Origin of the sequence: Microbacterium sp., assembly GCF_052099035.1 — a bacterium.
Lineage (GTDB): Bacteria > Actinomycetota > Actinomycetes > Actinomycetales > Microbacteriaceae > Microbacterium.
Genome location: NZ_JBQDSX010000041.1, coordinates 1 through 26,862, shown reverse-complemented (window position 1 = coordinate 26,862; position 26,862 = coordinate 1). Strand labels below are relative to the sequence as shown.

The 26,862-nt window shown below is 67.6% G+C and carries 27 protein-coding genes, 1 tRNA gene and 1 pseudogene; 25 read left to right on the top strand and 4 right to left on the bottom strand.

Going from position 1 to position 26,862, the window contains the following annotated elements; translation table 11 throughout:
* Window positions 1-155: 155 nt before the first annotated feature.
* The 23 genes from ACTIAO_RS12440 (at window position 156) to ACTIAO_RS12330 (ending at window position 23,167) form a co-directional block, all read left to right on the top strand.
* A complete protein-coding gene (locus tag ACTIAO_RS12440) occupies window positions 156-557 on the top strand; it encodes a hypothetical protein (protein ID WP_441906539.1) in 402 nt (133 codons plus the stop codon).
* Window positions 558-586: 29 nt separating this feature from the next.
* Window positions 587-1,219, top strand: coding sequence for a hypothetical protein (locus tag ACTIAO_RS12435; protein ID WP_441906538.1), 633 nt, complete (start codon window positions 587-589; stop codon window positions 1,217-1,219).
* A complete protein-coding gene (locus tag ACTIAO_RS12430) occupies window positions 1,220-2,251 on the top strand; it encodes an HAD-IIA family hydrolase (RefSeq protein WP_441906537.1) in 1,032 nt (343 codons plus the stop codon). It abuts the gene before it with no gap.
* A gap of 61 nt (window positions 2,252-2,312) precedes the next feature.
* Window positions 2,313-2,495, top strand: a complete 183-nt coding sequence (locus ACTIAO_RS12425; protein ID WP_441906536.1) for a hypothetical protein — start codon at window positions 2,313-2,315, stop codon at window positions 2,493-2,495.
* Window positions 2,492-3,289, top strand: a complete 798-nt coding sequence (locus tag ACTIAO_RS12420) for a TlyA family RNA methyltransferase (RefSeq protein ID WP_441906535.1) — start codon at window positions 2,492-2,494, stop codon at window positions 3,287-3,289. The genes ACTIAO_RS12425 and ACTIAO_RS12420 overlap by 4 nt, the downstream gene beginning before the upstream one ends.
* Window positions 3,286-4,209 carry an NAD kinase gene (locus tag ACTIAO_RS12415; RefSeq protein WP_441906534.1) on the top strand — a complete coding sequence of 308 codons (924 nt, stop codon included), beginning with the start codon at window positions 3,286-3,288 and terminating at the stop codon, window positions 4,207-4,209. Before ACTIAO_RS12420 ends, ACTIAO_RS12415 begins: the two co-directional genes overlap by 4 nt.
* A complete protein-coding gene (gene recN, locus ACTIAO_RS12410) occupies window positions 4,206-5,942 on the top strand; it encodes a DNA repair protein RecN (protein WP_441906533.1) in 1,737 nt (578 codons plus the stop codon). Before ACTIAO_RS12415 ends, recN begins: the two co-directional genes overlap by 4 nt.
* Window positions 5,929-7,626: a CTP synthase gene (locus ACTIAO_RS12405; protein WP_441906532.1), complete on the top strand. Its 1,698-nt coding sequence runs from the start codon at window positions 5,929-5,931 to the stop codon at window positions 7,624-7,626. Before recN ends, ACTIAO_RS12405 begins: the two co-directional genes overlap by 14 nt.
* Window positions 7,619-8,185, top strand: a complete 567-nt coding sequence (locus tag ACTIAO_RS12400; RefSeq protein ID WP_441906531.1) for an NUDIX domain-containing protein — start codon at window positions 7,619-7,621, stop codon at window positions 8,183-8,185. Before ACTIAO_RS12405 ends, ACTIAO_RS12400 begins: the two co-directional genes overlap by 8 nt.
* Before the next feature lie 2 nt (window positions 8,186-8,187).
* Window positions 8,188-9,090 carry a site-specific tyrosine recombinase XerD gene (gene xerD / locus ACTIAO_RS12395; protein ID WP_441906530.1) on the top strand — a complete coding sequence of 301 codons (903 nt, stop codon included), beginning with the start codon at window positions 8,188-8,190 and terminating at the stop codon, window positions 9,088-9,090.
* 157 nt (window positions 9,091-9,247) lie between these two features.
* Complete coding sequence (locus ACTIAO_RS12390; RefSeq protein ID WP_441906540.1) at window positions 9,248-10,081, top strand: ParA family protein; 834 nt, start codon at window positions 9,248-9,250, stop codon at window positions 10,079-10,081.
* Window positions 10,065-10,910, top strand: a complete 846-nt coding sequence (locus ACTIAO_RS12385) for a segregation and condensation protein A (protein WP_441906529.1) — start codon at window positions 10,065-10,067, stop codon at window positions 10,908-10,910. The genes ACTIAO_RS12390 and ACTIAO_RS12385 overlap by 17 nt, the downstream gene beginning before the upstream one ends.
* Window positions 10,900-11,508, top strand: a complete 609-nt coding sequence (scpB, locus tag ACTIAO_RS12380; RefSeq protein ID WP_441906528.1) for an SMC-Scp complex subunit ScpB — start codon at window positions 10,900-10,902, stop codon at window positions 11,506-11,508. Before ACTIAO_RS12385 ends, scpB begins: the two co-directional genes overlap by 11 nt.
* A complete protein-coding gene (locus ACTIAO_RS12375; RefSeq protein WP_441906527.1) occupies window positions 11,505-12,329 on the top strand; it encodes a pseudouridine synthase in 825 nt (274 codons plus the stop codon). The genes scpB and ACTIAO_RS12375 overlap by 4 nt, the downstream gene beginning before the upstream one ends.
* Window positions 12,326-13,450 (top strand): prephenate dehydrogenase, encoded by a 1,125-nt coding sequence (locus ACTIAO_RS12370; protein ID WP_441906526.1) that lies wholly within the window; start codon window positions 12,326-12,328, stop codon window positions 13,448-13,450. The genes ACTIAO_RS12375 and ACTIAO_RS12370 overlap by 4 nt, the downstream gene beginning before the upstream one ends.
* A complete protein-coding gene (gene cmk, locus ACTIAO_RS12365) occupies window positions 13,443-14,120 on the top strand; it encodes a (d)CMP kinase (protein ID WP_441906525.1) in 678 nt (225 codons plus the stop codon). The genes ACTIAO_RS12370 and cmk overlap by 8 nt, the downstream gene beginning before the upstream one ends.
* Window positions 14,110-15,651 (top strand): ribosome biogenesis GTPase Der, encoded by a 1,542-nt coding sequence (der, locus tag ACTIAO_RS12360; RefSeq protein WP_441906524.1) that lies wholly within the window; start codon window positions 14,110-14,112, stop codon window positions 15,649-15,651. The genes cmk and der overlap by 11 nt, the downstream gene beginning before the upstream one ends.
* Before the next feature lie 109 nt (window positions 15,652-15,760).
* Window positions 15,761-16,837 (top strand): Glu/Leu/Phe/Val dehydrogenase dimerization domain-containing protein, encoded by a 1,077-nt coding sequence (locus tag ACTIAO_RS12355; RefSeq protein ID WP_441906523.1) that lies wholly within the window; start codon window positions 15,761-15,763, stop codon window positions 16,835-16,837.
* Window positions 16,838-16,946: 109 nt separating this feature from the next.
* The gene (locus ACTIAO_RS12350; protein WP_441906522.1) at window positions 16,947-18,023 is read left to right on the top strand and encodes a FecCD family ABC transporter permease; all 1,077 of its coding nucleotides are present in this window, start codon (window positions 16,947-16,949) and stop codon (window positions 18,021-18,023) included.
* Window positions 18,020-18,838, top strand: coding sequence for an ABC transporter ATP-binding protein (locus ACTIAO_RS12345; RefSeq protein ID WP_441906521.1), 819 nt, complete (start codon window positions 18,020-18,022; stop codon window positions 18,836-18,838). The genes ACTIAO_RS12350 and ACTIAO_RS12345 overlap by 4 nt, the downstream gene beginning before the upstream one ends.
* Window positions 18,835-19,824 (top strand): ABC transporter substrate-binding protein, encoded by a 990-nt coding sequence (locus ACTIAO_RS12340; RefSeq protein WP_441906520.1) that lies wholly within the window; start codon window positions 18,835-18,837, stop codon window positions 19,822-19,824. The genes ACTIAO_RS12345 and ACTIAO_RS12340 overlap by 4 nt, the downstream gene beginning before the upstream one ends.
* On the top strand, window positions 19,797-21,470 hold the full coding sequence (locus tag ACTIAO_RS12335) for an ATP-binding cassette domain-containing protein (RefSeq protein WP_441906519.1): 1,674 nt from the start codon (window positions 19,797-19,799) through the stop codon (window positions 21,468-21,470). Before ACTIAO_RS12340 ends, ACTIAO_RS12335 begins: the two co-directional genes overlap by 28 nt.
* Window positions 21,470-23,167: an ABC transporter ATP-binding protein gene (locus ACTIAO_RS12330; RefSeq protein WP_441906518.1), complete on the top strand. Its 1,698-nt coding sequence runs from the start codon at window positions 21,470-21,472 to the stop codon at window positions 23,165-23,167. Before ACTIAO_RS12335 ends, ACTIAO_RS12330 begins: the two co-directional genes overlap by 1 nt.
* A 6-nt stretch (window positions 23,168-23,173) precedes the next feature.
* Here ACTIAO_RS12330 and ACTIAO_RS12325 read toward each other — a convergent pair whose 3' ends face one another.
* Entirely contained in the window at window positions 23,174-23,731 is a 558-nt protein-coding gene (locus ACTIAO_RS12325; RefSeq protein ID WP_441906517.1) for a phosphorylase family protein, read from the bottom strand.
* Between the two features lie 106 nt (window positions 23,732-23,837).
* Here ACTIAO_RS12325 and ACTIAO_RS12320 point away from each other — a divergent pair.
* Window positions 23,838-24,329 (top strand): annotated as a pseudogene (locus ACTIAO_RS12320) (NUDIX domain-containing protein); the annotation flags it as partial.
* A 7-nt stretch (window positions 24,330-24,336) separates the two neighbouring features.
* Here ACTIAO_RS12320 and ACTIAO_RS12315 read toward each other — a convergent pair.
* Together ACTIAO_RS12315 and ACTIAO_RS12310 are read right to left on the bottom strand one after the other, a co-directional pair.
* Entirely contained in the window at window positions 24,337-24,723 is a 387-nt protein-coding gene (locus tag ACTIAO_RS12315) for an RNA-binding S4 domain-containing protein (RefSeq protein WP_441906516.1), read from the bottom strand.
* A gap of 99 nt (window positions 24,724-24,822) precedes the next feature.
* The gene (locus ACTIAO_RS12310) at window positions 24,823-25,407 is read right to left on the bottom strand and encodes a GNAT family N-acetyltransferase (protein ID WP_441906515.1); all 585 of its coding nucleotides are present in this window, start codon (window positions 25,405-25,407) and stop codon (window positions 24,823-24,825) included.
* 189 nt (window positions 25,408-25,596) lie between these two features.
* Between ACTIAO_RS12310 and ACTIAO_RS12305 the strand changes: the two genes are divergently transcribed.
* A tRNA-Pro gene (locus ACTIAO_RS12305) sits at window positions 25,597-25,670 on the top strand.
* Between the two features lie 207 nt (window positions 25,671-25,877).
* Here ACTIAO_RS12305 and ACTIAO_RS12300 read toward each other — a convergent pair.
* Window positions 25,878-26,862, bottom strand: a 985-nt coding sequence (locus ACTIAO_RS12300; RefSeq protein WP_441906514.1) for a tyrosine-type recombinase/integrase, incomplete at its 5' end; no start/stop codon positions are given.

The window sequence follows — 26,862 nt, the reverse complement described above, 5'->3', positions numbered from 1 at the left end:
ATGGTACTGCAGGGGGGACCCTGTGGGAGAGTAGGACACCGCCGAACTCCTTTTAGACAAAATGGCCACCCAATACTGGGTGGCCATTTTGCGTTAACAGAAGAGTTGAGAGAATCAGAACATGCCGAACGAGGAAGAACGTCGTCCGCGACGCGATGACGACTCCAACGATCGCCGCAACGACCGCGCTCAGCGGCCACGCACTGATCGCTCAGCTCCGACCGGCCGTTCTGGCGCTCCCCGCCGCGATGGTGCAGCTCCTCGTCGTGACGGTGACCGTCGTGAAGGCGGGTACCAGCGACGCGATGGCGCAGCTCCGCGACGTGATGGTGACCGCCGTGAAGGCGGCTACCAGAAGCGTGACGGTGCTCCGCGACGCGATGATCGTCGTACCGACACGCGCGGTACGAGCGGCGGACGCGGCTTCCCGCAGCGCGGTGGCGCAGGTCGTGAACGTCCTGACCGACAGTCGGATGATCGTCCCCGCCACAATGACCCGGAGATCCCCGAAGACGTCACCGGCAGGGACCTGGCCGGCCCCGCTCGCAACGAGTTGAAGACGCTGAGCAAGGAGAACGCCGAAGAAGTGGCTCGTCATCTTGCGATGGCTGCCCGCTTGATCGATGAAGACCCCGCGCTCGCGCATCAGCATGCGCTGGCGGCATCCCGTCGCGCAGGCCGTATCGCGCTCGTGCGCGAGTCTCTCGGTATCACCGCTTATGCGACCGGCGACTTCGCCCTTGCTCTGCGGGAGTTCCGCACCTACCGACGTATCTCCGGCAAGGACGACCAGATCGCGCTCATGGTCGACAGCGAACGCGGCGTGGGTCGCCCCGATCGTGCACTCGAGACCGGCCGTGCCGTGGACCGGAGCGCACTTTCGACACCCGTTCGCGTTGCATTGGCGATCGCCATGTCGGGCGCACGCCTGGACCTGGGCGAAACCGAGCTCGCGCTCGGCGAACTGCAGATTCCGGAACTCGATCCTGACCGTGCGTTCGAGTGGAGTCCCGCGCTCTTCAGCGCCCACGCGGCGGTGCTCGAGGATCTCGGCCGCGACGATGAGGCAGCATTCTGGGCCGAGCGGGCCGAAGTTGCATCCAACGCACTTGGTATGGGCGGCGACGACGAAGACGAGATCTTCGTCGAGGACGGCCTGGTCGAGGACGGCCTGATCGAAGACGGCACGGTCGAAGACGGCTCGGCAAAGGAGTCCTGAGTGGCGCTCTTCTCCAAGTCGCGCGCTACTCCGTTGGAGGGCGTCGACGTTCTCCTCGCTGACCTCGATGGCGTTGTCTACGCCGGCGCCGGCGCGCTGCCGCATGCTATCGAGAGCCTCAACCGCGCAGCGGAAGGCCGCCGCGTCGGATACATCACCAACAACGCATCCCGTACGGATGCATCGGTCGCGCAGCATCTCACCGAACTCGGCCTGTCCGTCGCCAGCGATGAGGTCGTGACCAGTCCACAAGCTGCGATGCGCCTGCTTGCGACGATGGTCGCCGCACCGGCGACGCTCCTGATCATCGGGGGAGAGGGACTCGTCGTCGAAGCCGAGAAGGCCGGCTACCGGGTCACGCGCAGCGCCGATGACTCTCCGGATGCCGTCGTCCAGGGCTTCTCGCCCGATATTGCATGGACAGATCTGGCAGAAGCCGCCTTCGCACTGAAGGTTCCGGAGGATGAAGGCGGCATCCCCTGGATCGCCACCAACACCGATTGGACGATCCCGCGCGAGCGCGGGGTCGCGCCCGGCAACGGCACGCTCGTCTCCGCCGTGCACACGGCTATAGGACGTCTGGCCACCGTTGCTGGCAAGCCCGAGACGCCCATCTTCGAAGAGGCGATCGCACGCTTCGGCGCGACCAAGACCCTGTTCATCGGAGACCGGCTCGATACCGACATCATGGGCGCAGCGCGAGTGGGCATCGACTCCGTCCTCGTTCTCACCGGAATCGACCGGCCCAAGCACGTGCTCGCAGCCCCGGAAGGGTCACGACCGACGTATATCGTCAGTGATCTGCGAGAGCTCCATGAGCCGTATCCCACGACCAAGCGCAAAGACGGCGCTGTGGTCGTCAACGGCGCATCCGTCCGCGTCGTCGGCGGTGAGGTGGAGATCCTCTCCGAAGGCACCCGCCAGATCGATCTGGTCCGTGCCGGGGCGACGGCGATCTGGGAATCGGGAACACCGGTCTTCGTGCTGAACGTTCCGGAGAAGCTTTTCGAGGACCCGTTCCACCGTCCGTGAGCCGTGCGTCCCTGAGTGCGCCCTCCCTCGACTGTCCGCGGTGGGCCGTACAGTGGAAACCGTGAGCGATGACACTGACGCACAGCCGACGGACGGCCTGTGGAGCCGCCTGCGCCTGATCGAGGGACAGCCTCTGGCCGCCCGCGCCGAGGCGTACACAGCGGTCCACGATGACCTCTTCCGCCGGCTTGAGAGCGGCGCGAAGCTCGACTCCCGGGAGAAGACCCCGTCAGGAGATCGATGACCCGTCTGGATGCCGCCCTCGCCTCCCGAGGATTGGCGCGCTCACGCACGCACGCAGCGACCTTGATCGCGGCAGGGCTGGTAAGCGTCAACGGCCGGCCGATCGTCAAAGCCTCGACGGCGGTGGACGACTCCGCCGAGATCACAGTCGCGGTGACCGACCACTACGTCAGCCGAGGCGCCCATAAACTCACGGCCGCCCTCGACGCCTTCGCCGTCCCGGTCGACGGACGACTCGCCCTCGATATGGGAGCATCCACCGGCGGGTTCACACAGGTGCTGCGTGAACGGGGCGCACGAAAGGTGCTCGCTGTCGATGTCGGGCACGATCAGCTCGCGGCATCCATCGCGGATGATCCGGGCGTCGTCGGCGTCGAAGGATTCAACGTCCGATACATGACGCGCGAGACTCTGACGGAAGCGACTGGCGAAACCGAGGCGCCCGATCTCATCGTCGGTGATCTGTCGTTCATCTCCCTGGAACTCGTCCTGCCCGCGGTCGCTGCGGTCGCGGCATCCGATGCCGATATCGTGCTGCTCGTAAAACCGCAGTTCGAAGTCGGCCGCACAGCGGTCAGAGGCGGACTCGTCACCGATCCGGCGACGCGCGCAGACGCCGTCAGCCGTGTCGTCTGGAACGGCTGGGATGCCGGGCTCGGAATGCTGGGCATCACCGCGTCGCCGATCCTCGGCACGCACGGAAACGCAGAATTCCTCGTCCACATGGCGCCCGGGCGCGGGAGCAATCCGACAGAATGGACAGGACGCATCAACGAGCTGGTAGGAGGACGATGAACGAGCGCAACATTCTGGTCGTCGCCCATGCCGGCCGGGACGACACCGTCGCTGCAGCGCGCCGCGTCATCGACCTGCTGCGCAGCGCCGGCGCACGTCCAGTGCTCTCCATCGACGATCGCGCCGACCTGTCAGCCGTCGATCAGGAATTCTCCGAGGTCGACGCTCTCGGCGATGACGTCGACGTCGAAGATCTGGAGTTGGGAATCGTTCTCGGCGGAGACGGCACGATCCTGCGCGCGGCCGAGCTCGTCCGCGGTGTGAACAGTGCGCCGGTACTCGGAATCAACATGGGCCACGTCGGCTTCCTCGCCGAAATTGAACGCGATGCCATGGACGATGCCGTGGAACGCGTCATCGCCCGCGACTACATCGTCGAGGAGCGTCTCGCCCTCGCCGTGCGGGTCAAGGATGCTACGGGCGCAGTCGTCTTCGAGACCTGGGCGCTGAATGAGGCGACAGTCGAGAAGGCGAGCCGCGAGCGCATGATCGAGGTCGTCGTCGAGATCGACGGCCGCCCGCTCTCCAGCTACGGGTGCGACGGCATGGTGATCTCCACCCCGACCGGATCGACGGCCTACAACTTCTCTGCCGGAGGGCCAGTCATCTGGCCGAGCGTCGAGGCGATTGCCGTGATCCCGCTTTCCGCACATGCGCTCTTCGCGCGTCCGCTCGTGGTCAGCCCCGATGCCTCAGTGGCTATCGAAATGCTCGAGCGCACTTCGGGCACCGGCATCCTCTGGTGCGACGGTCGCCGCTCGCACGAACTGCCACCCGGTGCCAGGGTCATCGTCCGACGCTCGTCGCGCCCCGTGCGCCTGGCGCGGCTGCACCCGACCGCGTTCACCGATCGCCTGGTGCGCAAGTTCCAGCTGCCGGTCGCCGGCTGGCGCGGAGCCTCCGGGGGAGCGCCGGCGTGATCGAGGAGATGCGGATGCAGGGCCTCGGCGTCATCGACGACGCGGTGCTGCCCCTCGGTCCCGGCTTCACAGCGATCACCGGTGAGACGGGAGCCGGCAAGACCATGGTCGTCACCGGACTCGGGCTTCTGCTCGGCCAGCGCGCGGACTCCGGCGCTGTGCGCGCAGGCGCGAGCCAGGCATCCGTCGCCGGCGTCTGGATCGTGCCCACCCGCGGTCCCATCGCCGACATCGTCACGGATGCCGGGGGAGAGATCGAGGGGTTCGGCTCAGCCGACTCCGATGCGGCGCAGGGCGAGCTGTACGTCTCCCGCACGCTCAGCGCCGAAGGGCGCAGCCGGGCGAGTGTCGGAGGGCGTGCAGCCCCGGCCGGTGTGCTGTCGGCATTGGCCGACGAGCTCGTCGTCGTGCATGGGCAGTCCGAGCAGCTGCGGTTGCGTTCGGCTGCCGCGCAGCGCGATGCGTTGGACCGTTTCGGTGGTGCGCCGGTCGCGCGGGCGCTGGAGTCCTACACAGCGGCATTCACGCGCTGGCGCGAACTCGACGCCGAGATCACTGATCTCGCTGAGAATCGCGACCGTCGGGCTGAAGAAGCCGGGCAGCTGCGCGAAGCGCTGGCACTGATCGAGGCGACCGCTCCGGAAGACGGCGAGGACATCGTCCTCGCCGAGCGTGCAGAGCGTCTCGCCAATGCAGAGGAGCTTCGGCTCGCGGCATCCCTGGCGCGCAACGCGATCTCCAGCGAAGAGGGCGAGCCCGACGCGTCCGTGCTCGTCGCTGAGGCCCGTCGCCAACTCGATCGGCTCACAGATCCCGAGCTCGTCGAGATCGCGGAGGGCATCGCCGATGTCGGGTACCGTCTCGAGGATCTGTCGGTGCGGCTGTCGGCGTATCTCGCCGACCTCGACGAGAGCGGACCGCACGAGCTCGCCGCGGTCGAAGAGCGTCGTGCGGCGCTGACGACGCTGATCCGCGCGCACGGATCGCTGGATGAGACTCTGGCGCTGTGGCGCTCTGCGCCCACACGCCTGGCCGAGCTCGATGACGACGGCGACCGGATCGAACGACTACAGGCCGAGCGCGATGCGGCGCGTGCCGAGCTCGATGAGGCAGCATCCGCCCTGACCGCAGTGCGCGCCGAGGCAGCAGAGCGACTGGGGGCTGCTGTCACGGCAGAACTGCACGCACTCGCGATGCCGGATGCGCGCCTCGAAGTCGCCGTTCGCGACGGAACCGCGAGTACCCACGGCCGTGACGATGTCGCGATCCTGCTCGCCCCGCATCCCGGCGCCGAGCCTCGCTCTGTCGCCAAGAGCGCATCGGGCGGTGAGCTCTCGCGCGTCATGCTCGCGATCGAGGTCGTCATCGCAGGTACCGATCCGGTCCCGACGTTCGTCTTCGACGAAGTGGATGCCGGCATCGGCGGCGCCGCGGCGATCGAAGTGGGCCGGCGACTCGCCCGGCTCGCGGAGTCGTCGCAGGTGATTGCCGTGACGCACCTGGCTCAGGTCGCCGCGTTCGCGTCGAATCATCTCTCTGTCGTGAAGTCCAACGACGGCGCTGTCACCGCGTCGAATGTCCGGCGCCTTTCGGGAAACGACCGCGAGGCGGAAATGGCGCGCCTGCTTTCCGGACTCGCAGATTCGGATGCTGCCCTCACCCATGCCCGCGAACTTCTCAGCCTCGCGGTCCCACCAACTGTTAGGATCGAAGCCCGTGATGAACTCTTCTGAAGCGGGGCCCGAAAACGACACGACCAAACACATCTTTGTGACTGGTGGTGTCGTTTCTTCGTTGGGCAAGGGCCTGACAGCAGCCAGCCTCGGCAACCTGCTGACTGCCCGCGGATTGCGCGTGGTCATGCAGAAGCTCGACCCGTATCTGAACGTGGATCCGGGCACCATGAACCCGTTCCAGCACGGTGAGGTGTTCGTCACCGACGACGGTGCGGAGACCGATCTCGACATCGGACACTACGAGCGATTCCTCGACATCAATCTGTCTCAGGCGGCGAACGTCACCACCGGGCAGATCTACTCGCAGGTGATCGCCAAGGAGCGACGCGGCGAGTACCTCGGCGACACCGTGCAGGTCATCCCGCACATCACCGACGAGATCAAACGTCGCATGCGCCTGCAGGCCACGGAAGAGCCCCGTCCCGACGTCATCATCACCGAGGTCGGCGGCACGGTCGGCGACATCGAATCTCAGCCGTTCCTCGAGTCCGCACGCCAGCTGCGTCATGAGCTCGGCCGCGACAGCGTCTTCTTCGTGCACGTCTCACTCGTGCCGTTCATGGGCGCATCCGGCGAGCAGAAGACCAAGCCCACCCAGCACTCGGTGGCAGCGCTGCGCCAGGTCGGCATCCAGCCGGACGCGCTGGTGCTGCGCAGCGACCGCCCCGTCAGCGAATCCAACCGCGCGAAGATCGCCCTGATGTGCGACGTCGACGCCGAAGGCGTGATCAACACCGTCGATCTGCCGAGCATCTACGACATTCCCTCGACGCTGAACGATCAGGGGCTGGACTCCTACATCGTGCGCAGGCTCGGCCTCGACGTGAAGGCTGCGCCCGAGGTCGACTGGTCGCGTTGGCAGAAGGTGCTGCAGGCGGTCCACAACCCGAAGCACGAGGTCACGATCGGCCTGGTCGGCAAGTACATCGACCTGCCGGACGCTTACCTGTCGGTGACCGAGGCGCTCCGCGCCGGCGGCTTCGCCCACGAGGCACATGTCATCATCCGGTGGATCCCGTCCGACTCGTGCGAGACGCCCGAGGGCGCTGCCAAGGCCCTCGGCGATCTCGATGGAATCTGCGTCCCCGGCGGGTTCGGCATCCGCGGAATCGAAGGCAAGCTGGGCGCACTGAAGTTCGCCCGCGAGCAGGGCATCCCCACGCTCGGACTGTGCCTCGGACTGCAGTGCATGGTGATCGAGTACGGCCGCAACATGGCGGGTATCACCGGTGCTTCCTCGAGCGAGTTCGACCCCGACACCGCCGAGCCCGTCATCGCAACGATGGCCGAGCAGGTCGACATCCTCGATGGCGGTGACCTCGGCGGCACCATGCGCCTCGGTCTCTACCAGGCAGCCCTCGCGGAGGGATCGCTAGCAGCCGAGGTCTACGGCACCACCGAGATCTCGGAGCGCCACCGTCACCGCTACGAGGTCAACAACGCTTACCGTCCGCGTCTGGCCGAGGCGGGACTCGTGTTCTCGGGACTGAACCCCGAACTCGATCTCGTCGAGTTCGTCGAGCTGCCCCGCGACGTGCACCCGTACTACATCGCCACCCAGGCGCACCCCGAGCTGCGTTCACGTCCGACGGACCCGCACCCGCTGTTCCGTGGACTCATCGGTGCAGCGATCGAGCGGCACCGTTCCAGTGAGCTGTTCGACGTCTCCGACGATGAGTGAGGTTCTGCGGGACGAGCCGTTCGAACCGGAAGTCATCCAGAGCGACGTCGTCTACAAGGGGTGGGTGTGGAACGTTCGCTCCGACCGCGTCGCCTACGGCGATGGGGAGATCACGCGCGAGTACGTCGCGCACACCGGTGCGGTCGCCGTTCTCGCCCTCGACGATCAGGGTCGCGTGCTGCTGATCCAGCAATACCGGCATCCGATCCGTCATCGGGACTGGGAGCTGCCCGCCGGTCTCCTCGATATCGCCGGGGAGGATCCGCTGACCGCCGCGCAGCGCGAGCTCGCTGAGGAGGCCGACATCACCGCTCGCGAGTGGCGATTGCTGACCTCGACGTGGACGACGCCGGGCGGCAACAGCGAAATGATCCGCATCTATCTCGCCACAGGCATTGAGGCGGCACCGGTCGCTTTTGCGCGTGAGGACGAAGAAGCAGACATCCGCGTCGAGTGGGTTCCGCTGTCGGATGCCGTCGACGCCGTCCTTGACGGACGCCTGCACAACGGCATCCTGAGCATCGGCGTTCTGGCAGCCGAGCGGAGCCTGCGGCAGTAGCCATGCGTCTGGACCGTGCGATCGACGCCTATCTGCGGCATACGACGATCGAGCGCGGACTGTCCGAACACACGGTCGGTGCCTATCGCCGAGATCTCGCGGTCTATCTGGAGTGGCTGACGGATGCCGGGATCGATGACACGACCGCGGTGACCGGCGCGATCATCAGTCGGTTCATCGCTGATCGGTCAGCGATGGTGCCCGTCCCCGCCGCGACGAGTCTTGCTCGGCTGCAGTCATCCGTACGCGGACTGCACCGGTTCCTCGTGCGGGAGGGCATTGAAGTCGAGGACCCCACGGGACGGCTGCGACCGCCCAAGATGCCGCAGCGACTGCCGAAAGCACTGACGATCGATCAGGTCGAGCAGCTGCTCGCCGCACCTTCTTCGGAGGAGCCGCTCGGCATCCGCGATCGTGCACTGCTCGAGCTGCTCTACGCGACAGGTGCACGCGTGTCCGAGGCGGTTGGTCTCGACGTCGATGATCTCGCGCACGGCGATGTGCTGCGCCTGTACGGGAAAGGCTCCAAGGAGCGCATCGTTCCGATCGGGTCATTCGCACGGGATGCCGTCGATGCCTACCTCACACGGGTGCGACCAGCCCTCGCGGCGAAAGGCAAAGCATCCGCGCGCCTGTTCCTCGGCGCACGGGGCGCCCCGCTGTCGCGCCAGAGTGCATGGCTGGTGATCCGCGCGGCCGCGGAACGCGCACAGATCACGGCGGAGGTCTCCCCGCACACCCTGAGACACTCCTTCGCCACCCATCTGCTGCAGGGAGGCGCGGATGTACGGGTGGTGCAGGAGCTGCTCGGCCACGCCTCAGTAGCCACCACCCAGATCTACACGCACGTCTCGGTCGATACGCTGCGCGACATCTACGCGACGTCTCATCCGCGCGCGCGGTGACGCGCGCGGTGAGGGGTATGGGGGATCGCCGGGCCGAGAACAGGCGGATTCGCGGGCGAATAGCTAGAATCGAGCAAGCATGAGAGAAGCAGGAGATTCGGTGGTTCAGAACGCGACGAAGACCAAGGGCAAGAAGTCCCAGGTCGACGACACCCTCATGGGGCCCACCGGGCGCCCGTACCATGGGTTCGCGATTCCCGCCCCGCTCGACTCGCACGGCCCCGCACGCATCATCGCGCTGTGCAATCAGAAGGGCGGCGTCGGCAAGACGACCACGTCGATCAATCTCGCTGCGTCCCTTGCCGAGTACGGCCGCAAGGTGCTCGCCGTCGACTTCGACCCGCAGGGCGCGCTCTCTGCCGGTCTGGGCATCCCGACCCACGATGTGCCCACCATCTACGACCTGCTGCTGGACACCAAGCGCGACGCGCACGAAGTGATCGTGAAGTCGGCGACCCCAGGGCTCGATGTCCTTCCCGCGAACATCGACCTGTCGGCAGCAGAAGTGCACCTCGTCAACGAGGTCGCCCGCGAGACCATCCTCGCCCGCGTTCTCCGCCAGGTGGCAGGGGAGTACGACGTCATCCTCATCGACTGCCAGCCCTCGCTCGGGCTGCTGACCGTCAACGCGCTCACCGCCAGCCACGGCGTGCTCATTCCGCTGGAGTGCGAGTTCTTCGCCCTGCGCGGCGTCGCGCTGCTCATCGAGACGATCGAGAAGGTGCGCGACCGGCTGAACCCCGCCATCACGCTCGACGGACTCCTCGCCACGATGTACGACGCGCGCACCCTGCACTCGCGCGAAGTGCTCGAGCGAGTCGTCGAGGCCTTCGGCGATGACGTGCTCGAAACCGTGATCGGCCGCACCGTGAAGTTCCCCGATGCATCGGTGTCGGGGGTTCCCATCACCGAGTTCGCGCCGGAGCATGCCGCCGCCCAGGCGTACCTGCGACTGGCCCGGGAGCTGGTCGCCCGTGGCGCCGTCGCCTGACGAAGAGATTGCCGAAGCAGTCCCTGACCCTTCGACAGGCTCAGGGGCCGAAGGGTTCCGCGTCTCGCTGACGAACTTCGACGGCCCGTTCGACCTGCTGCTGAACCTCATCTCCAAGCATGAGATGGACATCACCGAGGTCTCGCTCAGCGCCGTGACGAACGAGTTCATCTCATACCTGAAGGAGCTCGAGGACGATGAGGAGCTCGACCAGGCATCCGAGTTCCTGGTGGTAGCGGCGACGCTGCTCGATATGAAGGTCGCAGGCCTTCTCCCTCAGGGCGAACTCGTCGACGCTGACTCCGTGGCTCTGCTCGAAGCCCGCGACCTGCTGTTCGCCCGGCTGCTGCAGTACCGCGCGTTCAAAGAGGTCTCCGCCTGGTTCTCGCGGTGCCTGCAGCGTGAGGACCGACGCCATACCCGCGCCGTCCGCCTCGACGAGAAGCACCGCCGGCAGACCCCCGATCTGGTCTGGACCCTCAGTGTCGATGATTTCGCTGCCCTCGCACTGCTCGCGTTCGCGCCGAAGGAACTCCCCAACGTCGGCCTCGATCACCTGCATGCGCCGCTCGTCAGCATCCGTGAACAGGCGGCGATCGTCGTCACGCTGCTGCGGAACGCCGAATCGCTCACGTTTCGCGAACTCGTCGCCGGCACTACCGAACCGGGAATCGTCGTGGCACGGTTCATCTCGGTGCTCGAGCTGTACCGCCACGCGGCGCTGTCCTTCGAACAACTGGAACCGCTCGGCGAGCTGACGCTGCGCTGGGCAGCCGACTCCTGGTCGGATGAGACTCTTGCGACCCTGGGAGCCGACTATGACCGATGAGACTTCTCTGACTGATGACACGTCGACGGGCTCCGTGATGGAGACCCCGCTTACCGAGAAGATCGAGGCGATTCTGCTCATCATCGATGAGCCGCTCGGACTCGTCGCACTCGCTGCGGCGGTCGGTGCCCCCGTGCCCGCCGTCAGGCAGGCGATCGAGCGCCTCGTCGACGACTACGACGGCAACGGTGCGGGTCCCCGGCGCGGGTTCGAGCTGCGTGAGGTCGGTGATGGCTGGCGACTGTACGTGCGTGACGATCACGATGGCCTTGTCGCCGAATTCGTCGGCGGGCAGGCCCCCGCGCGGCTGTCGCAGGCGGCGCTTGAGACCCTTGCTGTCATCGCATACAAGCAGCCGGTCACGCGCAGCCAGGTGGCATCCATCCGTGCGGTGAACGTCGACTCGGTCGTGCGCACGCTGCTCGCCCGTGGACTCATCACGGAACTGTTCGCCGATTCGGAGACCGGCGCCATCAACTACGGCACCACGGACGCACTGCTGCAGAACCTCGGCATCAACTCGCTCGACGAGCTGCCGCCGATCTCGCCGCTGCTCGATGACGGCGCCGACGGATTCGACGAAGGAACAATCAGATGAATGACACCCCGAACGACTCAGCAATCGAGGCAGCGGCTGCGCCCGAGGGCGTACGGCTCCAGAAAGTGCTCGCCGCGGCAGGGGTCGCATCGCGCCGGGTCGTCGAGCAGTACATCGTCGAGGGACGTATCCGCGTCAACGGCATCGTCGTCGAAGAACTCGGCCGCCGTATCGACCCCGAGACCGATCTCGTCGATGTCGATGGCACGGCGATCCAGCTCGACGTATCCAAGCGATATGTCATGCTCAACAAGCCCACAGGTGTCGTCAGCACGATGAAGGACGAGAACGGACGACCGGATCTGCGTCGCTATACCGAGGACTACGAGGAGCGTCTCTACAACGTCGGGCGATTGGATGCCGAGACCAGCGGCCTGCTCATCCTCACCAACGACGGTGCGCTCGCGCACGTGCTCGCTCACCCGTCCTTCGGAGTCACCAAGGTCTACATCGCCAAGGTCGAGGGAACCGTCGCCGCGCAGACGATCGCCAAGCTCACCCGCGGGTTCGAGCTCGAGGACGGCTTCATCAAGGCGGACAAGGCGCGACTGCTGGATGCTTCGAATGGCGCGAGTCCGTCCAGCCTGGTCGAGCTCACCCTGCACTCCGGTCGCAACCGGATCGTGCGTCGGATGCTCGCCGCGGTGGGGCATCCGGTCACCGAACTCGTGCGTCGTCAGTTCGGTCCGCTCCACCTGGGAACCCTCCCGGCGGGAAAGACCCGGGAACTGAGTAAAATCGAACGTGGTGCGCTGTTGACTCTCGCGCGCCACGATGCCCCTGCGGACGCTGCGCCGGGAGATGCCCAGGAGACCGAGTGAGCGAAACCGCCAGAACCCATGGTCACGGCAACGCGCCGCGGCTTTCGGGGACGGTCCGCATCGTCGGTGCAGGGTTGCTCGGTGCGAGCATCGGCCACGCGCTGAGCGCGAAGGGCATCGACGTCGTTCTCGCCGACACGTCGCCGGCGCAGCTGCGGCTGGCAATCGATTACGGCGCAGGACGCGCAGCACGCGAAGACGACGCCCCACGGCTTGTCGTCGTGTCCGTGCCGCCGGATGTCACCGCCGACGTCATCGAGGCTGAACTCGCACGTTTTCCGGATGCCGTCGTTACGGACGTCGCGAGCGTGAAGCTCGAACCGTACCGGGCGCTCGTCGAGCGCAGCGTCGACACTACCCGCTACATCGGCTCGCATCCGCTCGCCGGCCGTGAGCGCGGGGGAGCGATCTCGGCACGGGCCGATCTGTTCATCGGACGCCCGTGGGTCGTCTGTCGCGACGAGGAGACCCGGGCAGCAGACCTCGCTCTGGTCGAGGACCTCGCGCTGGATGTCGGGGCGATGCCGCTGGAGATGACACCCGAGGAGCATGACCGTTCGGTCGCGCTCACCTCGCACGTGCCGCAAGTGGTCGCGAGTCTTCTCGCCGCGCGCTTGGCGGGTGCTGATGAGGACGCGCTGCGGCTCGCGGGACAGGGTGTGCGCGATACGACGCGCATCGCGGCATCCGCTCCTGAACTGTGGGTGCAGATCCTCGGAGCAAACGCCGAACCTGTCGTCGAGGTGCTTGACGAGCTCGCCGCCGACCTGAAGACGGTTTCGGATGCCCTGCGAGCTCCGACGGCTCCAGGCGCGCGCCGGGTCGTCGCCGAGACGATTCGCCAGGGCAACGACGGTGTCGAGCGTCTGCCGGGAAAGCACGGCCAGAACCGCCGGTTCGAACAGCTCGTCGTGATGGTCGACGATACCTCCGGCCAGCTCGGAAGACTCTTCGGAGAACTGGGCGAGCTGGGTGTGAACGTCGAGGACCTGCGCCTGGAGCATTCGCCGGGCGCACAGTTCGGCCTTGCCGAGATCAGCGTGGCACCGGCTGCGCTGCTGGGCGCTGTGGAAGGACTGCGGGAACGCGGATGGCGGATTGCGGGTGCGACCAATGAGTAGTTTTATCGCGATCGACGGCCCGGCGGGTTCCGGGAAGTCCAGCGTCGCCAAGGCCATCGCACGACAGCGCGGCTACGGCCTGCTCGACACCGGTGCCGCTTACCGCGCGCTCGCCTGGTCGATGCTCGAGAGTGGCGCCGATACGAATGATCCCGAGGCTGTCATCGCCGCGGCATCCGATTTCGATCTTCGACTCGGGCTCGACCCGGATGATCGCACGGTGGCTGTCGGAGACGCCGACGTCACCACGGCGATCCGCGAACCGCGCGTTTCGAGCGCCGTCAGCGGTGTCGCACGGGTTCCTTCCGTGCGCGAGCAGGTGAACATCTTCTTCCGGTCGCTGGTGGCGAACGCCCCGCATCCGGCCGTCGTCGTCGAAGGACGCGACATCACTACCGTCGTCGCCCCCGACGCCGCGGTGCGCATCCTGCTCACCGCAGCCCCCGAGGTGCGGGCCGCCCGCCGTGCCGGCGAACTCGCCGGTGAGAATGCGGCAGCCGTGGCGGAGGCGCTGCACAGGCGTGACGCCTCGGACAGCGCAGTCGTCGACTTCCTCAACGCCGCAGAGGGCGTCGAAGTCGTCGACAGCACCCACCTCGATTTTCCCCAGACCATCGACGCCGTACTCGCGGTGATCGACCGAAAGCAAGGAGCGGAACATGGCCGCTGAAGACAGCTACGAAGATGGCGCCGAGTACGAAGGCGGCACTGACCACCTCGCCGAGAAGATGGACGAGCTCGATGAGCAGCTCGCCGAGAAGCGCGCCGAGGCTCTGCGCGCGGGACTGGCAGAATACGACCTCGATGAGGAAGACGCAGCCCTGCTGGCCGGGCTCGCGGTGGGCGAGGGCGGAGTCGAGTTCCTGCCCGCCCTGCCGGTCGTGGCCATCGTCGGACGACCGAACGTGGGCAAGTCCGCACTCGTGAACCGCATCCTGGGCCGCCGCGAGGCCGTCGTGGAGGACACCCCAGGTGTCACTCGCGACCGCGTCACCTACAAGGCCGAGTGGAACGACCGGCGGTTCTCACTCGTCGACACCGGCGGCTGGGAGCCGGATGCCAAGGGCATCGATCGTTCGGTCGCCGCGCAGGCCGAGGTCGCCATCGATCTGGCCGACATCGTGCTGTTCGTCGTCGATGCCATGGTGGGGGCCACTTCCACGGACGAGCACGTCGTGAAGCTGCTGCGCAAGAGCGGCAAGCCGGTGTTCCTCGTCGCCAACAAGATCGATGACACCCGCCAGGAGCCCGAGGCCGCGGCGCTCTGGAATCTCGGTCTCGGTGAGCCGTACCCGACCTCCGCCGTGCACGGTCGCGGGGTCGCGGATCTCCTCGATGCCGTGCTCGAGAAGCTCCCGAGCGTCTCGGCTGTCGCGAAGTACGAGGTGGGCGGCCCGCGCCGCGTCGCGATCCTGGGCCGCCCGAACGTCGGCAAGTCTTCACTGCTGAACAAGGCCGCAGGTGAGGCGCGCGTCGTCGTCAACGATCTCGCCGGTACCACGCGCGACCCGGTCGATGAGATCGTCGAGCTGGGCGGGAAGCTGTGGCGCCTGGTCGACACGGCCGGGATCCGGCGCCGGGTGCATCTGCAGCAGGGGGCCGATTTCTATGCATCGTTGCGCACGTCTGCGGCACTGGAGAAGGCCGAAGTCGCCGTCGTCGTCCTCGACGTCTCGGAGACGATCAGCGAGCAGGACGTTCGGATCATCGACCTGGTGCTCGAGTCGGGTCGTGCGCTCGTGCTCGCGTTCAACAAGTGGGACCGCCTGAACGACATCGATCTCGAGAACGCCGATCGTCGTCGTTACCTCGAGCGTGAGATCGAGCAAGACCTCGCGCATGTGGCGTGGGCGCCCCGGGTGAACATCTCGGCCAAGACCGGCCGCCACTTCGACAAGCTCGTCCCGGCTCTGGAGACGGCGCTGGAGAACTGGGATCGCCGTATCCCCACCGGCAAGTTCAACGCCTTCATCTCGGAGCTCGTCGCCGAGAATCCGCATCCGCTGCGGGGCGGCAAGCAGCCGCGCATCCTGTTCGGCACGCAGGCGTCGACGCGTCCGCCGACGTTCGTGCTGTTCACGACCGGTTTCCTCGACCCCGGCTACCGGCGGTTCATCCAGCGCCGCCTGCGCGAGGTGTACGAGTTCGAGGGCACGCCGATCGTGATCAACATGCGGGTGCGGGAGAAGCGCCAGCGCTGAGACCGGCAGGTCCTTGCCGAAAGGCGGGCCCGGTGGTGCAATGGTGGTGGATGCCGCGACAACACGGCACCCACAGCCATGCCCACAAGGCCTGCCGAAAGAGGATGCGATGACGCACACGATGCCCCTGCCCGAGTTCACGCACGAACGCGTGGAGGTGATCACGGGACGTCGGAGCGGACTGCTCATCGCCGTCGCTCTGCACTCGTCCGTTCTCGGCTCCGCGCTGGGAGGCGCCAGGCTCTGGACGTACCCGCACTGGAGTGACGCGCTGGGTGATGCTCTGCGGCTGTCAGCCGCGATGACGCTGAAGAACGCGACCGCAGGTTTGGACGCCGGCGGCGGAAAGTCCGTCATCGGGCTCGACGAGGGTACGGTTCTCGATGCCGAACGTCGCCGGGATGCCTTCCTCGACCTCGGCGATGCGGTCGAGTCGTTCGGGGGTCTGTACCGCACGGCGGAGGACGTCGGTTCGACCATGGACGACATGGCCGTCGTCGCCGAGCGCACCGCGCACGTGGTGGGGCTTCCGGATGCTGCCGGCGGGTCCGGCGAGCCGGCCGGTCCCACGAGCCTGGGCGTCTACGAATCCCTGCGTGCCGTTCTGGAGCGCACGACCGGGAGTGCGGATGTCGCCGGCCGCCGGATCACGATCTCCGGCCTCGGACAGGTCGGTGGGCGTCTCGCCGTGCGCCTGGCGGACGAAGGCGCCGTGCTGACCGTGACCGACGTGAATCCCGCTCGACGGCAACTCGCCGGTGAGCTCGGTGCGACCTGGGTCGGGCCCGGGACCGAGCATCTGCTGCCCGCGGACGTGTTCGTCCCCGCTGGCATCGGGGGACTGCTGACCGATGAAGTGATCGACGCGCTGGACACCGCGGCGGTCTGCGGTCCGGCCAACAACCCGCTCGCATCGCACAGCGGCGCCGAGCGCCTGGCCGCCCGCGGCATCCTGTACGCGCCGGACTTCGTCGTCAACGCCGGCGGTGTGATCTACCTGGACCAGGAGGCGAAGCAGGTGGGCACGCGGACCGAGATCATGGATCGCGTCGCGCAGATCGGCGACACAGTGCGTCGCATCCTCGCCGACGCCGAGGAGCGCGGCATCACACCGCTCGCGGCTGCGGAAGAGCTGGCGGCGGAGCGTCTGCGCGCCGGTGCGGCGGAGGAGTTCTCGCTGTCCTGATCTGAGCGACGGTCGGGCGGAGGAATGAGACGCGCATTCCCTCGAGTTGAGAACGATTCTCATTATCGATACGGTGGGGTCACCCCCGATCGCGCAGTGAGGATCTCCCGTGCCCCCGTCATCCGCCATCGCCGTATCGGCGCGTACGGCACCAGTCGCACCGCGGCGCAGACGGCGGCTCGGCCTCTTGGTGGTGCTGGGTGCGACGCTGGCTGTCGCCTTCGTGCTTGCGCTCGGCGTCGGCCCCGTCGCGATCGCCCCCACCGACACGATGCTGGCGCTGCGAGATGCCGCGCTCGGCCGCAGCTCCGCAGTTCCGAACGCGCTGGTGGTGACGGAGGTGCGTCTGCCGCGCGCGGTGCTGGCGCTGCTTGCGGGCGCGGGGCTGGCGGTGGCGGGCGCGGCGATGCAGGCGTACTTCCGCAATCCGCTGGCCGATCCAGGAGTCACCGGCGTCGCAAGTGGGGCAGCGGTCGGCGCCGTGGTCGTGCTCGTGCTGGGCGTCTCGGTGCTCGGCCCGTGGACGCTGCCGACCGCGGCCTTCGCCGGAGCCATGGCAGTGCTTCTGGTCATCCAGGCCGTGGCGATGCTCTCCCGTGAACGCGGGATCACGACGGTCCTGCTCCTGGGCATCGCGCTGAACGCGTTCTGCGGAGCACTCACCGGCGCCATCGTCGCCAACGCCGAGGACTCCCAGACCGTCCGCGGGGCGATGTTCTGGCTGCAGGGAGATCTGACTGCTGCGAACTGGCAGGATGTCGCGCTCGTCGTGATTCCGGTCGCCGTCGCGGTTCTGCTGCTACTCGCGCTGTCGCGCGAACTCAACGCTCTCCTGCTGGGTGACGAGACGGCCCGGTCCATGGGCGTCGACGTCTCCCGGGTCCGGATGGTGATCCTCGTGCTGACATCAGTGCTGGTCGGGAGCATCGTCGCGGTCACCGGGGTGATCGGGTTCGTCGGACTCGTCGCGCCGCACATCGTGCGCATGCTCATCGGCAGCGACCATCGGCTGCTGCTGCCAGGGGCCGCGCTCCTCGGCGCTCTGTTCCTCCTCGTCGCCGACACCATCGCACGTCTGTCACCGGCGGGCACATCCTGGCAGACCGGCATCGTGACGGCGCTCGTAGGATCGCCTCTGTTCTTCGCGCTCGTCCTGCGAACCAGACACTCACGGCGGTCGTCATGACGCTGCGCGTCGACCGTCTCGAGGTGGCACTGGGGGATTTGCCGATCCTCCGCGACGCGACGCTCGAGCTGCACCCCGGAGAGCTCCTCGGGATCATCGGTCCGAACGGCGCGGGCAAGAGCACATTGCTCCGCGCGATCGCAGGTCTCATCGCGCCTTCCCGCGGCGATGTGCACGTCGACGGTCGCCCGCTGAAGGGCATGCGTCCGCGCGAACGCGCCGAGCGTATCGCGATGGTGGCGCAGGACTCGGCCGCCGCGCATGACCTCTCGGTGCGCGACCTGGTTCTGCTCGGACGCTACGCGCGCCGGCACAGGTTCGCGCCGGTGACGGGCGCCGATAGCCTCGCCGTCGAAGCGGCGCTCGAATCCGCCGGTGCCTCCGCACTCGCGGATCGTCCGGTGGCAGCTCTCTCCGGAGGGGAGCGACAGCTCGTTCAGATCGCGCGTGCCCTCGCCCAGCGGGCGAGCTATCTGCTGCTCGACGAGCCGACCTCGGCCCTGGACGTGCGCCACCAGCTGCGCGTGTTCGACGTACTGCGATCCCAGGCGGACGCGGGGATCGGAATCGGCATCGTGCTGCACGACCTGAACGAGGCGTCACGACGGTGCGACCGGATCGCCGTCGTCCACGACGGCGGGGTCCGCGCGCTGGGAACGCCTCATGAGATCTTCACCGCTGAATTCCTCGCCGAGGTGTACCGCATCTACGCCCAGGTTCGCTCCGATGAGTTCGGCTATCCGCACATCCACCCGCTCGGGATCCGCACGCCGGTGAACGAGAACACCTCCGATGCCATAGGAAGGCACCCATGAAACACCTCCGTTCGCTCTCCGTCCTCTCCGTCACCGCGGCGCTCGCGCTGACCCTCGGTGCTTGCTCCGCGGGTCCTGCCGCACCGGAGGATACGGACCCCGGCACCACGGCGTTCCCCGTGACGCTGCAGGTTCCGGGTGTCGATGGTCCACTCGTGATCGACGAAGAGCCGCAGCGTATCGTCGCGCTGTCGTCCGATGCGGCGATCGCCCTGCATGAACTCGGTGCCGCAGATCGCATCATCGCCATCCCCTCCGGTGCCGCGAACTCCGCGCTGAACCCGTACGCGGACGAGATGGCCGCCGTCGAGAACGTGATCGCCGGCGAGAACAGTCCCGAACCCGAGCAGGTGCTCGCGTGGGACCCCGATCTCATCGTGGTCACCGCCCGCCATACCGGTGAGCAGGATGCCTCGGATGTGCTCAGCGCGACGGGCGTTCCCGTGCTCACCCTGACGAACGGATGGTCCTCGTCGGATGCCGTGATCGAAAATCTCGATCTCATCGGCCAGACCATCGGCGCCACAGAGGAGGCGAAAGCGGTCGCAGCTGAGATCGAGGACGGGCTGGCCGGCATCCGCGCCCGATCGGCGCAGGCAGATTCCGTGCCGACCGTCGCGATCCTCAGCAACCAGGCGCAGGTGCCGTTCATCAACGCGGGATCATCCCTCGTCGCGGAGCTGGTCGCGAACGGTGGCGGCAGCAACGTCGCCGAGCAGATCGGGATCACTCAGACCATGCCGATTCAGCCCGAACAGCTCGTCGCCGCGAACCCGGATGCGATCATGCTGGTCGATGTCACAGGAAAGGGCGAGTCGTCGTTCGACGCCGTTCTGGGCAATCCAGCAGTTGCGGCGCTGCCGGCAGTGCAGGAAGGGCGTGTGGAGGTGTTCCTGGGACGTGACGTCTATGGCCTCGCCGGACGTGAGGTCGTATCGGGGAGCGCCGCGGTGCTGGCGTGGCTGCACCCGGAACTCGCCGAGTGAGCGGTTCGCTGCATCCGCTGATCCGCGCGTCGGTTCCCCGGCACACGACGGCGCTCTCCGTCGTCCTCGCCTGGTTGCAGACCCTCGCGCTCGCCGCGGTGTTCATCGTCGTGGGCGCAGCTGTGGACGCGCTCGCAGCAGGGGAGGACGTCCGGCCAGCGGTCATCGTCATAGCTGCGGCCGTCGTACCGGTCGCGGTGCTGTCAGGCAGCATCCCGATCCTGACCGCGCACGCTCAGGATCGTGCCGAGCGGATGCTGCGGGCCGGGATCCTGGATGGGCTCTTCGACGGCGGCGTCCGCGCGGCGCCGCCATCCGGCGAGCTGCTGTCGCTGGCCACGGGCGCGGTGGAGCGCACGGCTCGTTACCGTGCCGCGTTCCTCGGTCCGACGCTGGGAGCCTTCACGACGCCCTTCCTGGTGGTGGGCATCATCGGGATCTTCCTCGATCCGCTCATCGCCGTGGTGCTGCTCGTGCTCGTGCTGCTGGTGCCTGCACTCATCGGGATCGCACAGCGGGCATCGAAGACCTCCGGGGCGGAGAACAGACGCCAGCGCGGGCGGCTGGCCGCCCAGTTCCTGCAGAACGTCCAGGGTCTCGGCACCCTTGTCGCAGCGGGCGCCGCACAACGCGCCGAAGCGGAGCTGGCAGCGCAGGGCGAGCGTCACCGCCGGGGCCTGATGCGTGTGCTCGCAGCCAACCAGATCATCATCCTGGTGATGGATGCCGCGGTCTCGCTCGGCATCGTCCTCATCGCCGTGCTGATGTCTGTTGCCCACGTCCACGACACGGCGCTCACGGTCGGGCAGGGGCTCGCAGTCGTGCTGTGCACGCTGCTCGTGATCCGGCCGGTCGATCTCGTGGGACAGTTCTTCTACATCGGCATCGGGGGCCGCGCCGCGCAGCGCGCGATCGGCGCGCATCTCGCACGCACGCCCGAACGGTCGCCCGAGCATACGGCCGCTTCGGGCGGAACGGCGATCGCGGCGGATGTCGCCCCGATCGTCCTGCGCGACGTTGAGGCGGGATGGGTGCCCGATAATCCGGTGGTGCGCAACCTCTCCTTCGCTGTGGAGGAGGGGGAGCGCGTGGCGCTGGTCGGTCCGAGCGGGATCGGCAAGTCCACGGTGTCAGCACTCATCCAGGCGCAGCTGTCGCCGGCATCCGGAACCGTGCAGGTCGCGGGCCTGCGGACCTCGGAGTCCTCGGCGGCACTGATCCGCCGTTCGATCGCCGTCGTAGAGCAGCGCACCCATCTGTTCCACGGGACCATCGCCGACAACCTGCGTCTGGCGGAAGCGCACATCGATGAGCGCGGCATGTGGGAGGCGCTCGGCTTCGCCGGTCTCGACACCGAGGTGCGCGCGATGGCCGCCGGGCTCGAAACGCTCGTCGGCGAGCACGGGCTCGCGGTTTCGGGCGGTCAGAGCCAGCGCCTCGCGATCGCCAGGGCGTTCATCCGAAACGCTCCGATCCTGGTGCTGGACGAGCCCACTTCGCAGGTCGATCTCGCCGGTGAAGCAGCCTTCCTCGACCGGCTCGACGGCCTCGCCGAAGGCCGCACCGTTCTCATGATCGCGCATCGACCCGCGGCCATCATCTCCGCGGATCGTGTGATCGAACTCACCCCGGAAGGAGCCCGCTGATGCCGTCGCGTCGTGAACTGGCCGCCTGGCTCGTCCGTCATACCCGTCCACTGCTCTGGCCGCTCATCATCGCCACCGTCGCGAGGATCGTGGGCGATCTGCTGAACGTCGCGGTTCTGTTCATCGCGGCCGTCGCGCTGGTGCGCGTTTCATCCGGCGAGACGATCGCGCTCTGGGCGCTCGCCCTGGCGATCATCGCGCTGAGTCTTCTGAAGGCTGCGCTGCGATACCTCGAGCAGTACTCCGGCCACTGGGTGGCGTTCGCCGCGCTCCAGCGGCTGCGCGAGCTGCTGTTCCGCCGCCTCATCCCGCAGGCGCCCGCCGCGACTTCGGGCAAGGCCTCTGCGGAGCTGACAGCCAGGGCGACGGACGACATCGACCGGATCGAGGTGTTCTTCGCGCACACCGTCCCGCCGGTGATCGCGGCCGTGGTGGTACCGGCGGTCGCTCTTGGCTGGTTCGCGGTGACGGTCGCGGCGTTGCCGGCACTGCTCATCGCCGTCCCTCTCGCGCTCGCACAGCTGCTGCCGTTCCTGTCGGCGGTTCGCACCTCGGCCGCCTCCCGCGACGAGCTGGCGGCGCGCGGTGAGGTCTCGGTGCACGTCGCCGACGATGTGCAGGGCATCCGCGAGGTGCTCGCCTTCGAAGCGCGGGAGCTGCGCAACGACCACCGCCGTCGCCGGGAGGCCCGCGTGAGCCGGGCACGGATGGGCATCGCCGGCGTCCTCGCGGTGCGCGAGATCTGCGAGCGGCTGCTGTGGGGCGCTGCAATGGTGCTGGTCGTCGTCTTCGGAGGGGATGCTCGGACGGTCCTGCTCTCGGTCGTCGTTCTCGTCGGACTCTGGCTCGGCGGTGCCGGTACCGACGATTTCGCCAGCGGGCTCGATGCCGCGCTGGCTGCATGCGATCGCGTGCGGCGCGTCGTCGATGCGCCGCCGTCGGTACCGGATTCCGGAAGGCGGCCGCTCCAGGGAGAGAACCCTCTGAGCGTCGGACTGGAGGACGTCTCGTTCTCATACCCGGGCGCGGCCGCGCCGGCTGTGGAGGACGTGCGCCTGCGGATTCCTTCCGGAGGGTGGTATCGCCTCGTGGGCGTGTCCGGAAGCGGCAAGTCGACCATCGCCTCGCTGCTCCTGCGCGCGCACGACGTGGAAGCCGGACGCATCATGCTCGACGGCATCGCCGTGCCGGAGCTGCCGCTGCCCGTGCTGCGCAGCGCGGTCGCCGTAGTCGATCAGCGCCCTGTGCTGTTCGCCGGAACAGTCGCCGACAACCTGCGCCTGGCGCGGCCGTGTGCCGATGACGGCGACCTCGAGGCCGCGCTTCGGATCGTCGCCCTTGAAGGCGACGCCTTGCCGGACGGGATGCGCACGCGCGTCGGAGAGCGAGGGACCGCGTTGTCCGGCGGACAGATGCAGCGGGTTGCGCTAGCGCGGGCGCTCGTGGCGCGGCCCAGGCTGCTGATCCTCGACGAGTCGCTGAGCCAGCTTGATGAGCTGACGGCGCGAACGGTGCGCGAGCGACTGGGGATGATGCCCGATCGGCCCACCATCATCGAGATCACGCACCGCACCGATCTGCTGCCGGCAGATGCCGAGGTCGGCGTCGTCGATCGCGGGCGCATCGTCGAGAGCGGGCGAGTGTCGGAGCTGCGCGCGGCGGACGGAGCGTTCGCGCGGATGACGGTGCGGCTCTGATCTCGGTCAGACTCCGTACTGGGCGCGGATCCGGTCGCGCAACTGGTGGCTGCACGCGGTGACGGCCTCTTCCCAGGTGGTGTTCGCGCCGTCCTGGGCGTTGTCGGAGACGGCCTTCCAGATGCGGATCGGAACATCGAACTGGGCAGCGACCCACGCGTAGACGTACGACTCCATGTCGACCAGGCGGCCGCCGAGCGAGCGGATGAGCTGGACGGCATCGGCGTCGTCGATGAAGCTGTCGCCGGTGGCGATGGAGATGTCGCCCTCGCCGAGCTGGATGCGCTGCGGCATCGACACATGCGCGCCGCGGACGCCCTTTTCATCGATGACGTCGTGCTGGAACGTCCAATGGATCTCGTGGACGCCGGCCTCGATCGTCTCGTCGAGGGCGCCCGCCGTGCCGACCACGAGGATCTCTTCGTAGTTACCGGCGTCGAGGGCGCGGGTGAGAGCATAGGTGGCCTTGAGCTTGCCGGGGCCTGTGACGAGTCGCTCGAACCCGGGCAGGTGCTCGGGGAACGCGACGAGTTCGGATTCGAGGGCGGCAACCAGAAGCTTCACCCGCCCATTCTCCCAGAGTCTTGTGCGGGGTCGAGGGGACGAGATGGCACCGTAACCCGCCGTCGTTCACAGCACCGATCATCAGATGCTGTGAAAAGCTGAAGAGATGACGATCGTTCCCCCCGAACCCGGAGAGCCGCGCAGGCCCCTGGGGCCGCGCGACCCGGGCGATGCGTGGGTCGTCGCCGACACGGGGGAGCGGTACTGGGGCCGGTTCGGTGCCGCGGGCCTTCTGGCGGTGGATGCCGCGCGCGGCATCCTGTTGCAGCATCGCGTGAGCTGGAGTCACTTCGGCGGCACGTGGGGTCTTCCCGGTGGCGCGCTGCACGAGGGCGAGTCGCCGATCGACGGCGCGCTGCGCGAGGCGACCGAGGAAGCGGGCATTCCTGCGGATGCTGTGAAAGTGCGCTTCACGAGCGTGCTGGATCTGGATATCTGGTCGTACACGACGGTCGTCGCCGATGTGGTCGTTCCGTTCGAACCCGTCATCAGCGACCCCGAGAGCGTCGCCCTGGAGTGGGTGCCGATCGATGACGTGACCGGGCGTCCGCTGCATCCGGGTTTCGCCGACGCGTGGCCGCGGCTGCGTGAGAGGCTCTGAGTCGTCAGTCGCGTCCGCACAGCCGGTCGATCTCCCGGCGCTCGCGTTTGGTCGGGCGGCCTGCGCCGCGGTCGCGCACACCCAGCGCAGCCACTGGCTCTCGCGGCGGCGTGCGATCTTCGTAGGCGAGTGCGGCGACGGGGGCGCCGACGCGCTTGGTCAGGGTCTGACGGACGATGAGGATGCGGTCGAAGCCGCTGATGCGCACGCGCAGCTCGTCGCCCGGCTTCACCGTCTGCGCGGCCTTCGCTTTGTCGCCGTTGACTCGTACATGTCCTGCGCGGCAGGCGGTGGTCGCGGCGGAGCGGGTCTTGTAAACGCGGATGGCCCAGAGCCAGCTGTCCACTCGGACCGGGGTGTCCAGGCTTCGCGGCACTGTGCGCGCCGTCATCGTGCGCCAGGCTTTCTCAGGGGCACCGGTGTGCCCGCGACGATAGACCCTGGCTGCATCCTCCTATCGTAGGTCGCTCGTCACCTCGCAGAACACTCGTCACTCTTTCAGCTCAAGGCTGACGAGCGGGCGGTCGGGCTTCGGGCCGGGGATCTTCGTGAACCCGGCGGTGAGGAAGGTCGACAGCGCGCCGTGGAACAGGTCGTTGACGCGCACGTTCGTCTCGGCGGTGTCGATCGGGTACCCCTCGATGACACGGGCACCGGATTCACGGGCGAATGAGACCGCGGCATCGAGAAGCGCAGCGTTCAGGCCTTGCCCGCGATGCTCCCGGCGGACGACGAAGCAGCTGACGGCCCAGACGCTGTCGTCGTCCAGTGATTCGCGCGTGGTGGCGACGATGTTGCGGGTGCGGCCCAGGCGTCGTTGCGCGACGCGGGGTCCGATTCTGACCCAGCCCGCCGCTTCGCCGTCGACGTAGACGACGATGCCGGGTGGGTGATCGGACGCCACTTCCTGCTGGAACAGCGTCGTGCGCTGGTCGAGGTCTGTGGTCTGCCACTCCTTGTTCGTCAGGACCGGCCAGACGCACTGACAGCTGCGGCCGTCTCCGCCACCACTGAGGGCGTGCTGGATGTCGTCCCAGACGTCTGGACTTGCGAGCGCGGTGGTGATCGTCGGCATGCGCAGGACGTTACGCCCCGAGGCGCGAGATGGGCAAGAGCCTCGGTTCGCGGAGGCGACTCTGTTGCGGCTAAGATAGGGGAGTTGCCTGCGCGAGAGTGCACGGTGGCGGGCTGTGGCGCAGCTTGGTAGCGCACCTGACTGGGGGTCAAGTGCGGTAGCGGCTGGTTCAGCCTGAAAAGTGAACAACGGGATGTGGCGCAGCTTGGTAGCGCACCTGACTGGGGGTCAGGGGGTCGCAGGTTCAAATCCTGTCATCCCGACAGAAAAGCCCCGATGAGAAGCCATTTTCATCGGGGCTTCGTCATGTCTGGCGACGGGTTTTTGTTGGTCCCCCTCTGGTCCCCTCGCCGACGAGGTGCTGCGTCTCGCGGGGCTCCAGACGGCCGCTTCGGGCGTCGCAGGCTCCAACCTGTGGATAAGGGGACCAAAAGGGGACCAGAGCCGCAGGCAGGGGTGCGCTCCGGCTTCTATAGCGACCGCGGAGTCCTGCCGCGAGGCGTACCGGCGGCCCTGGCTGAGCGGGCGAGGAAGGCGTTGGCCTGTTCTGCGGCGGAGGCGAGGTGTCGGTCGTCGGGGTGCAGGTATCCGCGTGTGGTCTCGACGGAGGCGTGGCCGAGGATGTCCTGGAGGACGTGGAGCGGGATGCCTGCGTCGGCCATCCAGGTTGCGCCGGTGTGCCGGAGGCCGTGGCGGGTGAGGTCGGGCAGGCCGAGATCGCTGACGATCTGGTCCCAGTTCGTCGCGTCCCGCACGGTCGCGGTCGTGAGAGCGCCGCCCTTCGGGCCGACCAGCAGCCGGTCCTCGGGCTCCTTGCCTTCCGCGAGCCGCTCGAGGATCGGTCGGAGCGGGTCGAGGATCGGGACGCGGCGCTCTCTGCGGCCCTTGGTCTGTTTCGTGATGAGCCCGCCTTTGCCGGGGTAGGTCTGCCGCGCGATCACCACGATGTTCTTGTCGAACCGGACGTCACCTGCTTGAAGGCCCGAGACCTCGGACGAGCGCGCGGCGAGGAGGGCGGCGAGCATGACGAAGTCGGAGTACGACTGGTGAATCTTCCCGCAGGCTTCAGTGAGCTTCGTCAGCGTTGCCATGTCGGGGATCGCATGGGCGCGTGGGGAAGCAGCCTCCGCGGGCTGAAGGCGGAAGGCGTTGCGGTTCAGGCTGCGCTTGGCACGGTTCTTCGCGGGGTTGATCGGGATGAGCCCGTCGCGTACTGCTTCGTCGAGGACCCGCACGAGTGGGGCGATGGAGTTCTTGATCGTCGAGGCCCCGTGCCGTTTCTCCCAGGCGTCGATGGTGCGGTCGATGATCCCGGCGGTGATCTGCGTGACGGGCAGGTGCCCGAGAGCAGGCAACACGCGGAGCTTGAGCCCGTACCCCAGGTAGAGCACCTTCATCGCCGCCTGCTCGTTGGGGAAGTGCCCGCGGCGTCTCGTGGCCTGCCGGAACCTGGCA